The organism is uncultured Fibrobacter sp., assembly GCF_937877005.1.
GTDB lineage: Bacteria > Fibrobacterota > Fibrobacteria > Fibrobacterales > Fibrobacteraceae > Fibrobacter.
Map to the genome: position 1 here is coordinate 1 of NZ_CALEFV010000193.1, position 11639 is coordinate 11639.

The window sequence follows — 11639 nt, forward strand, 5'->3', positions numbered from 1 at the left end:
TATCGGAGCGTTGTTTCCGTCTTTGTACTGCTTAATCAGCGCACCGGTCTCGTTGGCGTTGTAGGTCATCCAGCCCCGTGCGCTTTCGATGCCGGCTAGGGCGCTCTGGTAGGCTTCGCGCTGAATCATGCGGTCGGTACTGGAACTACTTTCGGTCGTAATCCACTTGTAGGTGGCTGTTGCCGCAATCGTGGCAACGAGCATGAACATAAGAACGGTGAACAGGGACACACCGTCTTTCATGCGCCAAATGCGCGTCGTCATATTTCTCTTGTTCAAAATCATAAGGTCTCCTAGTCGGTTAGCCCGTTGCTTGGCACGGGTATCACAAGCGTTGCTTCGCCTGATTCGCCTTTTTCTATATCTTGCCCGCCACGCTTGATTTTCAAGCGTAGCTGGAATGCCTTTACATTTTTCTTGTCAATTGTCTTGACGCTGGTCACTGACGGATCAAAAGTGTACATGGAACTTGCCACCTTGATCAGTTTCAGGTCTGAAATTTCGATGGTACCGTTTGCCGCTGTCGGGCTGAACATCGAGAACGTGAACGCGAGGCAGGCGTCGTTCACGGCATGGGTCACGGAGAAACGTATTGTCCGTCTAACTCCGTTCACCTCGGATGTCGAGGGTGGATAGAAAATATGGTCAGGAACATCTTCGAATTTATCGCCGTCAGCATTTCTGAAACCGACAGCCATGTGGTCTTTTTCGGGAACGAATGTTTTCGCTTTTTCTAAGTCCCCGTCAGGTATAGCAACGCCGAATGACAGCTCGTATTCCTGTTTCGGGTCTAGAGAGAAATGGTTGACCTCCGATGCGCATAGAGTTTTCCAGTCGCCATTGACATCGGAGTTTTGGGAGACATAGACTTCGTTGTAATTCTTTATCGAAGGAACTTCGTCGCTGTTCTCGTCAAAATTCGAGGCGAATCCAGTCAGCGATACGCTTGATCCTGGGTCCCCGATCAGGAGAGGCATTAGGTTAGCTACACCGACTCGGCTGGAAAGGCGTATTCCGCCGGAACTTTTGGGGAATACAAGGACTTCACTTGCCAGAACGTCATCTGAGTTTTCTTCGCTCACGCTAGGAATAGCGGGCAAAACCCGAAACAGCTTCACCCCGTCCGTAATGCTAATCGTGTAGTCGGCCATTCCATCCTTGGTTGTTCCGATGGGAGCGCACATTTCGTTGGCATCGCCCTTCACTACGATGCAGCTACGCTTGAGCACATTGTCTTCTAGGAACCATGTGATCTCTTCTACAGCCTGGTACTTGCCGTCTGCATCGTATCGAATGCGCCGCATGACAAATTGTTCAAGGCTCTTGTCCGGGTCGGTATCAGGGTTCTCAGGAACGAATTTGAATGATGAAAAATCTTTTTTCGTGGCATCGGCGTTATTTGGATCCATGTATACATCTTGATAGACTTCGCTGAACTCGTCGTTGTCGCCGTTGTTGACATGGTTTTCCATCGAGCTTTTCGCTCCCATTTGCGATACATCGTCCTTGAATAACGTCGCGATGTTTTCAGCCTCGCGCGACGCCTCGAGCATGTTCCCTGTACGTACGCGGAACTTGGCGGAATCCGAGAACGCTCTTCCGGCCACGATCACGATGATTCCGAGAATCCCCATGTATACTGTCAGCTCCATCAGGGTGAAGCCGCTGCATTTATTCTTTTTCATCGGATCACCCCCGATACTGTGATGGATTGTTCTGAACCTTTAAAAAGCCAACTGACCTTTACATCTACGCGTTTTGCGAATACATGCTCCGTGCCAGCATCGCCAAGTAATAGCGAGGACGATTTGGCCGTGTAGTCGGCATCTGGCGAGACAAACACCTTGGCGTTATAGTTGACGCTCATTGTAGTGGTGCTGGAACCGGGTTGCCCATCCCACTTGCGTTCAATATTGTTGATGATAATCGGATTCAGGTTGCCTTCTTCGTCGGTGCCGAGGGCTGCATCGGAAAGGCTTGCGATGCCGAGCGAGCTAAGCGAATCGATGATGTTCTGGGCGACCTCGGTTGCCCCGTCACGGCCGCGTATGCGTAGTAGCGCCTCGTGATTGCCTTTCTGTAGGTTGAGAACGGCTGTGTAAAGAAAGCCAAGCACAACAGCCGCTATAAGAACCTCCATAATGCCGAAACCGGCCTTTCTACTAGGGCTACGAAGAAAACCTTTCTGTTTTGTTAACAAACATACCATAACACACCTGTACGAGAAGCCTATAGATTCTGCCATTCATCTCCAGATTTCCAACGCGGCTTGATTGCGTTGACGGTCTTTTCCTTGATAGCAAGGCCAAATGTCCCGCCGCCACCCTTGATGCACACACCGCCTTCGCGAGGGGCTGCAGAAAGACCGAAATGCGGAACGAATTCTCCTTTGTTGCCACTAAGCCAATCGTCGGTATTATCCAAACCGCAAGCGCTCATGTCAACAAACTCATTTGGCGGGTCAAGGGTTAGTGTTTCAGCAAGGGTCCCGTGACATCCGGGGGTTCCGTCTGATTGGTAAACGAGAATCTTGCGGTTGTCTCCAGGGGCTTTCACGATACACATTGTTTCTGAAGTTCTGTTTGCCTCATGCGCTATGTGCTCCAAAAAGTTAGCCGTGTTAAGAGCGGCGTCTTTTGTTCGTGTGTAAGAGACTAAACGCTGAAAACCCACAACCCCCATGGAAGAGAGTACTCCCATGGCTGTCATTACAACCAATACTTCGGACAGTGAATAGCCCGACAATTTGCGTTTTGCGTTCTGCATTGCGCGATCCCTTATAAAACCCGACACTTCCTTGAAACTAAAATAGCTTTTTTTTCTCTAAATGTTTCAAAAAATTTAAGAAACGCCCGAAATCAGGCAAATATAGCCAAAAATGCGATAATTTTTTACATTTTATGTAAAGAATCCCGATATTTCTGCCCATTTTAGGAAAAAAACTAAAAACTAGTTTTCGGCGGAACCTTAAATGTCGCCGTAAAACCCGTAATGTAGAGGATTCTTTTTGCAATGACTAGTTCGTGCACACCATGGAAATGTCCGAAGGACCCATGGCTCCGCCTGTCTATCGTCCAACGCCACAAGTCCAGAGGCATAAAAACCTGGTACTTGCGAGAGAACGACCATGGTTATATTAGCTACCGATCTCTAGGAACAACTCAAAAAACGGTCGCTCAGCAATGTCTTCAGCGACTTTTAGTCCTCCGGTTCGCCCTTCCATGGGAAACCCCGACATCCATATTTATGGATCCTCTAATAGAGAAGTTTGTCGCCCGCCCCTCGCTAAAAGCCGAGAGTTCAAAACTATATTATAGAATTCTTCGGCATTTTTCGGACTGGTGCAAAAAAAAGGAAATTTCCGATATCCTAAAATTCGGTGTTGACGAGGCCCAGGATTATTACTCGGAACTTTTTGGGAAATCGGCACGGCAACGCTGCCGAGTCTGTGGCATTTTTCTCAACTGGATTTACAAACACAATAAAATTGACAGAATTCAGCCTTTTAAGCTCATCGAATACAGAAAAACGGTTCGTCCGGCAAGAGATTCCTGGAGCAGCGAAGAAATGCGTCAAATAGTGGAGGCTGCTCCTGACCGGGCTATGCGTATGTTATGGGCTTTTATGGCTTACGCAGGACTGAGGATCAACGAGGCGACGAATCTCAAGGATTCCAATATTCACGACAACGCCATTTACGTTATAGGGAAAGGGGACAAATTCGCCGTTTTGCCTATAGGTAAAAGACTTGCAGACGAAATTTCCAGATTCGGTCCTTTGGGGGACGGCCTGCACATTAGCAAGCAACGTTCCATACGCGCGTTGTGCAAGGTGTGCCAAAAGCTACAAATCGAGGGCTGGGCGTCAAACCACAAATTTAGGCATAGTTTTGCAACAAATCTAGCCGCACGGGGGTGTCCCGTAGCTATAGCAATGCGCTTGATGAGGCACAGCTCCAGCGCCATGACGCTAGATGTTTATACCCATGTGTTGCAAGACGATTTGATCAAGTGGGTTGACACGGATTCCTAACATGGCTCAAAAAATGCACACTCGTGCCGAAGTCCCTTGATTTACGGGGCTTCGGACTTACAAGCTATTTTAGTCTCAGTGTGGTTCCTGGTAATTCGGTAAAACGGATGTTGCTCCCATGTTGAGAAAGAATAGAAAAAAAAGCGGCTATTCACTGTCCGAAGTCCTGGTGGTCGTGACTGCCATGGGAGTGCTTTCTTCCATGGGTGTCGTAGGCTTTCAGAGTGCTGTATCCAATGCTCGTGCCAAGGACGCTTCGACCAATACGGCTAATTTTCTGGAACGTGTTTCGCACGAGGCCAATAGGACCTCGGAAACTCTGTGCCTCATGAAGGCCCCCGGCAACAATGAACACAAGATGCTCGTCTACCAGTCGGAATGTACCCCGGGAAGTCTCGGATCTGCGATTGATTCGCTGATTATTGAATCTCCGAATAAGTTTGTCGCGTTGGACAGCTGCGAGAGCGTCGATCCTACCCTTAGCGCGTTGGATCTAGATGACTGGTGGAAAGATGGTTGCGAGTTCGCGCCGCGTTTCGGGCAGCTTCTGGCGACTCCGCGCAAGGGTGCCGTGTGTATAAAGGGAGGAAGCGGAACATACGCGCTCGCCCTCAAGGAACCGACAATAAGCTCCATCAAGTCGCTCTGGAGCGTCGGTGGCGAGAAGTTCAAGGGACTATAGTTTTTCTGAGTAGGTGTGTATGGTTGGTCTGTTCGCAAAGTTTAATAGTGGCAGGGGGCGTTCCGCTAGGAAGGCCGGTTTTGGCATCATGGAAGTCCTTGTTTCCTCAGTTGTGCTCGGGTTCCTGTATATGGCGCTTCTGAACTTGCAGAAGGGCAACCACGAGGCGCTTCTGCGCATACGCGGCCGTGACGGCGCGACCGAGGTCGCTCAGAACATTATCGATTCGCTCAGTTCGCTAGGGCTTGCGAGCCTGTCGGACCAGGCGCTGGGAATAGACCCGGTAACGGGCAGCATGGAGCCGATGAAGATTACGGCCGAACGCAAGTGGGATGTCCAGTTCGGACTTTCCCCGGACTCGATGAAGGTCGAGTACGAGGCCGACGTGGTCGTTTCGCCCGATGCGGATTACATGGCCAAGTCGTCGTCGCTGCTGCTGGGGGAAGCGGGTGCGGAGCATGTGTACGCGAAACGCGTGGACGTGACGGTCAACTGGTGGTTTAAGGGCTCAAAACAGTCCATCAAGGTTTCGGGGGTGATCCGATGAGAAGGAATAAATGCAGCGGCTTCACCCTGATGGAGCTGACGGTCTACATGGGAATTCTCGGAATCATCGTGCTCGTTGCTGGAAGGGCGTACTCGGATTCTGCCAAGTCCCGTATACGTACGGGAAACATGATCGAGGCGTCTCGCGAAGCGGAAAACATCGCGACGATGTTCAAGGATGACGTGACTTCGATGGGCGCGAAGAGCTCGCTGGAAAACCATGCTGTTGGCGGTAGCGCAAGCAATCCCCTGAATGACGAATTCAGTGCGGTCTATCAGAACGTGTACGTCGATCCCGTGAATGACGACTATTCTTCGTTCGAGTTTGAACCGGAAACCCCTAATCCCGATCCCGACTCGAGTCTCGAAAAGTTCATTTTCCGTCGCGTGCGGTATGGTTCTGATGCCGATAACCTAGGTAAGTACGAGGGGGTAGAAGAAGTCACTTGGTTCCTGGAAGACGGGGTTCTCAAGCGCACGTGCCGCGACGTGCATACAAAGACTGCTGCCCGTGATAGCCTGTGCGCCCCGGAGACGACTAGCGAAGAAGATTTGCCGAAGTTCACCGTGAGTATCACGAACGGTGTCAAGCTGTTCCGTGTGCTGCCTTCCATTCCGAGTGTGAGCGAGGATGTTTCCGGAGCGGGAGCCGTCAATGAATTCCAGATGTTCCCGCCGCCGTCGGGGAGCGGGGAGTTCCGGCTTTCTAGCCGAGTGGGCGTGGCGAACCTGATGCCGCTCGGCCGGATTGGCGAACCCGGAACAAGTGTATCGTTGACCGGATTCGCCCCGAACTTTGACGAGAATAGCGACGATGTTCCCTCGGTGAAAAAATATAACGAGGTCTATGTTTCCGAAAAATCCGATGCGCTGGGTGATTGGAAGACTCTGTGCGCCAAGTCGCAGAACCATTTCGACTTTGTGCCGGGACAGGAATACGAGTTGTCGTTCGGTGTCAGCATCCCGGAAGACGATGAGGAAAATGCGAAGACTTTCATTCCCGGGAAGGATCACATGGCGGTGGGATTCAGGAATGCGGATGGCGACAAGATAGACAATTTGCCCGACCACATTTTCTATCCGCCGTCGGTAAATCAGGCAAACGGCTACAAGCGCACGATGCGCTTTTCCGTGCCGGATACGGTGAAGAACGCCTGCATGGCGTTTACGTTCTCGACATTCAGTCCGACGGCAGCGAGTGGAACCGTCTCAATTTCGGACTTGAAACTGATCAAGGTGGCAAGTTCCATGTACAAGTTTGACCCGACGCTGACCTATGTCAAGAAGATCGACAAGAAAAATGTGAAGGCGTTCCAGCTACGCTTGAAAATCAAGCGCGGCGGGCAGGACCTGAAGAAGGGTGAATCGGGCGAAGCGACGCTCGTAGTGCCCGTGCCGAGCAACGGGCTGACCGACTAGGAGACCTTATGATTTTGAACGAGAAAAATACGACGATGCACGTTAGTCGCATGAAAGGCGGTGTGTCCCTGTTCACCGTCCTTATGTTCATGCTCGTTGCCACCATCGCGGCGACGGCCACCTACAAGTGGCTTACGACCGAAAGCGGTTCCAGCAAGGACCGCATGCTGCAACGTGAGGCCTACCAGAGCGCCGTGGCCGGTATTGAGAGTGCTCGGGGCTGGATGACCTACAACGCCAACGAGACTGGCGCACTGATCAAGCAGTACAAGGATGGCGGCAACGTCCCGATAAAGCTGAATGAACGTCTTGCCGCGTTTGTCCGCGCAGGGCAGAGCTACGACGTGTACTTGGTTGGCGTGAGCGCGAGTCCCGACAATCCTACGTACAAGCTGAAGCTTGCGTCGGTGGGTTATGCGCGCGACAAGCAGGTCAAGCATAGCGAAGTCGCCATTCTGAACGTCAATGGTTTGTATCAGGTCAGGTTGCCGGTAGAGGAGGCTGCCGACACGATAAAGTTCGAGTTTAACTACTTTGGCGGATCGACGCAGGCTCAGGGACACATTGGCGCAAAGTCGATGCTGGTCAATGGCGATTTGTTTGGATCGAACCCTGTCTACACGGAAACGGATTTGATCGTTACCGGAAACGTCGAAATTAGCGGTAACTCGGTGGGAGCCGATGGAACGGCTTGCGTGGGCGGTAGTTTGGAGGCCAAGAACGGTGTATTTGGCAATGACTTCTATATTGAAGGTGATGCAAGAAATTTTGGCTGGCCTTCAGCATCGGAAGCGAAAAATGGGTATTCGGGAACTTCAGGCGATTACAACCTGGCGGGAAATGTCTATATCAATGGAAACTTGGTGCAGGCGACAAAGAATCAGGTTTTCCCCAAGAACTTGTCGCTGAATGGAACCTGGACGACGAATCTTCAGGGATACAATATGTCTGTTACGGGAAATCTGTGTCTGGGAGAGACCGGATTTATATTCCTTCCGACTTTGGACAAGACCTTCAAGGTCGAGGGGAACGTATGGATGCCCGGAAATGTTGGAATGCCCAATAACATCAGTTTCTGGAAGGGTACCATGTCTGGAAACAACTGTACCTGTAACAAATATAAGAGAACTTGTAAAGTCTCATGGGGATGGGGGTGTTGGCAGTACAACGATTATGAGTTGGAAGATACGGATGTCCCTTGCACGGGCAATAGTACCTCTGGGGATCACAATACTAAATATGTAGTCCAATATTGTTCGGGCGATTTGGATTTAAATGCAGATGACGATAACTGGGCCGCTTACGAACGCCTTCGTCTCGGAATGAGTCCTAGTTCCGAAGTGTACATCAAGAATTCTCATTCGTTGACCGACTACAAGGCCATGAGAGACGAGAAAAAGGGCGTGACAAAACTGAATTTCATTCAATCGTGTAGTGGTACAAATTGTGTGACCCCTTCGTACTGGTCCGATGAAACTCTTTATCCTTATCTTAAAAAAGACGCTCACCCGGCGGACAAGCCTAAGGAATATTATATCTATAGCTTACCCGCCGGAATCAACGATGTCGAATACGGACCGTATCACGACGAATTTTGGACCAAGGACATTCATGCATTCTTTGTGAACTTCCCGACGGGACCGGGTGGGAAGAGTGCGAATACGACATATACCAGCTCTTACCATACCCAGGATGATGGTGCGCATCCCGATTTAGAGGGCTCGAATTATTACCGTTTCCTGAATTATAGTGGAGGAAAAATCAAGGGGTCTCCCTATTGCAAGAAGATGGGTGGAAAGAACTTCACTCCCGAATGCGGTGTTGCCCCCTGGTTCTCTAGCGATGGTACGGTTTCTAGGATTTTCCCGGCAGAAAAGCCGTTCGAATGCGCAGAATCGGTCAAGGACTACTGTCTTGAAAAACTGGGCCCCCATAGGCCCGGTTGCGATGGCGCCTCGTACAAGGTGGACGACTTGCTGAAAACGGCATACGACAAGTTTGAAAAGTATGCGAACAAGGGATGTGCCGATGTCACCACCTGGAACAATGACTTGAGTAGCAAGCTGAATACATGCTATACGAACAACACCAAGACCGATGCTATCGCCAAGGAAAATCTCTATAACGGCTACCAGGTCGTGAAGGTAACTCATACTGGAAAGGCGGACCCCACAACCGCATTGAATGGCAAGTTTATCATCATTGTCACGAATAAGCTTGGGCAACAGTCCCTGCCGCCTACGACGGAGGGCTCGTACGTGTTCCTGTATCTGCCCGAGGGCGGAGAAAGCACGGTGCAGCCGGCTGTTGAAAGTGGAAAGTACAATTACTTCATCTTTACCGACCAGGATGTCGCCAGCGGTAGTGGCGATGCGGGCTTCATGTTCAATAATTCCGTTCTTAGCGGTTCCATTTATGCCAAGGCGGAAAACTGCGCGAAGGTTCAGAATTTCAAGGCGCGCAAGATGGAATACAACGAAGCGCTTGTGACCGACCTTCAGAAGAACGGCGTCCTTTGCGACGCGAAGGCTACATCGTGCGGTGGAGCTAACACTCCTACATCTTCGTCGTCTAGCGACCCGACGATAGAACATGGCGACGGTGGGTACGATTCCTACTACATCGGTGTCGCCCCGCAGCTTTCGGTGACCGTAGAATCGCAGTACAAGAACAAGGAAGCGACGAATGTCGAACATGCCCAGGATGTGAACCCGTCCTTCATCGTTCTTCCGCGTATCGTCTACTTGACCAAGGATGCCAAGGGTAAGCTCTCGAATTACTATAACATTGTGCCCTTGAATACGACAAAGAGCGTAACGAATCCCAGTGTCACGTGTAGCGGTATCCCGACAACGGGAAAGCTGACGAATGTTGAGGCGGGAGACCTGCTCGAAGAAGGGACCTATACCTGCAATGCCGAAGGCTCGCTAGTGTCGGCGCAATCCGGCGGAACTTCGTCTGCTAGGATGAGGGTGCCGTTCTGGGTAGTTGTCCGTGGCGAAGGCGGAAGCATTCCGGTGGCGTCCTTTGCGGAGCCGATCAAGGAAGTGAACATCGGGGCCTCCACGGTTGCATCTTTGGTGCTGACCAACACTACTTCGGGAACGCCCCAGAGCTGCCTTGTGAAATTCTCCGTTTCGGAACATGGCGAAGAATGGGAAGTGAAACATGTCGAAGGCAATGCGACTCCGGTTCCGGAAACACCTGGCGTCTATACGGCCACGGTCACGTCGGAAGGGTCGTTGTCGGTGCTGAATGTCACGAACAAGAGCTCCGAAGACGGATCCATTATCTTGAATGTCATTGACGCGGGAGAATGCAATCCGGGTTCGCCCGAAGTGATCTACAACGCGAATACGGCGAGAATTGAACGCCGAGGTCTCGAAGCCTACTGTAGCGGTGACGGCTCCGGTGATGGCCAGTGTTCGCCCGGCGGGGAATACCGCAAGGCGATTGAACGGCCCGATTGCGCCACTGCCGAGGAATGGGTTTCGGCCAAGGGCAATTCCTGCTCCGTCGAGGCGACAAATAACACTTGGAACTGTGCCATATCCGGAAACGTGTCGCTGGATGCCGCGAGTTCCATCGAAGGATGCGAAACGATCATTGTTCCGCAGTCTATTCCGGCTCCGTTAACAGTCAACGAGACATACTATCTGTACGCATCGCTGAAGGCGAAACCCATGACTTTCCATGCGGGCTTCGAAACCGGTGGAGAAATTTCCGGTAACCCCGTCATCAAGATTGAGGTGAAGGACGAAAACGGCACTGAACGTAAATCCAATTGTTCCTATTCGAATTTCAAGGACCCGGAAAACACCTCGTGCGATGTGCTTGTCTATCGCAATTCCACGGTGACGCTCACATTGGATCCGGAGAACCCGAAGGACTTCAACTACTGGAAATGCGAAAGTGGCCCGGACTGCTTTAGCGATGAACCGTTCACGGGCAATTCGTACCTAATCACCATAACGGGTGACGGAAACATTGTGTATGCGCATTTTGGCGAACAGGACAAGCACTGCTTCTTTGACGAGTTCAAGGACGCCCGTGAGAGCGGCGGTACGGTCAAGCTTAATCGCGGAACAGTTCAGTGCGAAGAGAATTCCACGAACTACTGCATCGACTACTGCGAAAACGACGGCAACAAGTGCCCGACCAACCAGGTGACGTCTTCGTTCCCGAATGCAAAGTGGCGCCTTGTAGAAAGGTCGACCGCATCGTGGGAAGATATCGACTACTCTTCAGCCGACGCTCGCATTGCGCTTAAGTCCAGCGCCACCCGTGGCAAGAAGGAATCCGAGAAGAAACAGGCCATTATCATGAGTTCTGTGCAGGCTGGCCTTTATGGCACGCTGAAGGCGCTGTTCCAGCCGCCGCATGAAGGTGTGAGCGCAGGGGACGAGGCTAAGGCCACCGTAAAGAAATCCGGCTTTATCCTACGCTCCAATTCCGAAGTGGATTCGTACCTGATGCTGAACGTGTTTATCGCGTCCGACGGCGTACTCAAGGCACGGCTCTGCGTTAACGGAGGTTCTTCTTGCTCCGAAGACGTGGTGCTTAAGCGGAACGGAAGTTCCTACTCGCCAGAACGGAACCACCTCGTGACCTTGTCGGCAACGATTGAGAAAAAGGTCGGCGAAAGCTACGACGTGCTTACCGTGGAAATCTATTCCAGCGCATGGGCCGAGGAACCTTATTCTGCGGAAATCAAGCTTTCCGATGGCGAAATTTCGGGCGTGACCAATACGGGCGATCTTCCGAACGAGTATGTCGGCTACGCCCTGTCCGACCAGAATTTCAAGATATACGGTATCGGTTGGAGGAGCGAGACCTACAACGCTTCCTGCTGGGATACCTATCCCACCATAAACTGTTCGTTCAAGGCCGCCTATCCGGCAGGAATCGTTCCCGTGAATACCGCCGCGAAACCCTGGGTCGGATTCTCTGCCTGGTTCGA

Annotated in this window: 9 protein-coding genes; 5 read left to right on the forward strand and 4 right to left on the reverse strand. The window is 51.4% G+C overall.

Annotation, left to right across the window (positions count from 1 at the left end; genetic code table 11):
* The 4 genes from Q0628_RS08985 to Q0628_RS09000 all read right to left on the reverse strand — a co-directional run.
* A partial coding sequence (locus Q0628_RS08985) for a hypothetical protein (protein ID WP_298770267.1) occupies nt 1-285 on the reverse strand: 285 nt, incomplete at its 3' end.
* An 8-nt stretch (nt 286-293) separates the two neighbouring features.
* Nucleotides 294-1685: a type II secretion system protein J gene (locus tag Q0628_RS08990; protein ID WP_298770269.1), complete on the reverse strand. Its 1392-nt coding sequence runs from the start codon at nt 1683-1685 to the stop codon at nt 294-296.
* Entirely contained in the window at nt 1682-2116 is a 435-nt protein-coding gene (locus Q0628_RS08995) for a type II secretion system protein (protein WP_298770271.1), read from the reverse strand. The genes Q0628_RS08990 and Q0628_RS08995 overlap by 4 nt, the downstream gene beginning before the upstream one ends.
* A 113-nt stretch (nt 2117-2229) precedes the next feature.
* A complete protein-coding gene (locus Q0628_RS09000; protein ID WP_298770273.1) occupies nt 2230-2565 on the reverse strand; it encodes a hypothetical protein in 336 nt (111 codons plus the stop codon).
* Between the two features lie 1002 nt (nt 2566-3567).
* Here Q0628_RS09000 and Q0628_RS09005 point away from each other — a divergent pair.
* The 5 genes from Q0628_RS09005 to Q0628_RS09025 form a co-directional block, all read left to right on the forward strand.
* Nucleotides 3568-4032 carry a site-specific integrase gene (locus Q0628_RS09005; protein WP_298770284.1) on the forward strand — a complete coding sequence of 155 codons (465 nt, stop codon included), beginning with the start codon at nt 3568-3570 and terminating at the stop codon, nt 4030-4032.
* 118 nt (nt 4033-4150) lie between these two features.
* Complete coding sequence (locus Q0628_RS09010) at nt 4151-4714, forward strand: Tfp pilus assembly protein FimT/FimU (protein WP_298770275.1); 564 nt, start codon at nt 4151-4153, stop codon at nt 4712-4714.
* A 19-nt stretch (nt 4715-4733) separates the two neighbouring features.
* A complete protein-coding gene (locus Q0628_RS09015; RefSeq protein WP_298770277.1) occupies nt 4734-5261 on the forward strand; it encodes a type II secretion system protein in 528 nt (175 codons plus the stop codon).
* Entirely contained in the window at nt 5258-6679 is a 1422-nt protein-coding gene (locus tag Q0628_RS09020; protein WP_298770279.1) for a type II secretion system protein, read from the forward strand. The genes Q0628_RS09015 and Q0628_RS09020 overlap by 4 nt, the downstream gene beginning before the upstream one ends.
* Before the next feature lie 8 nt (nt 6680-6687).
* A partial coding sequence (locus Q0628_RS09025; protein WP_298770282.1) for a hypothetical protein occupies nt 6688-11639 on the forward strand: 4952 nt, incomplete at its 3' end.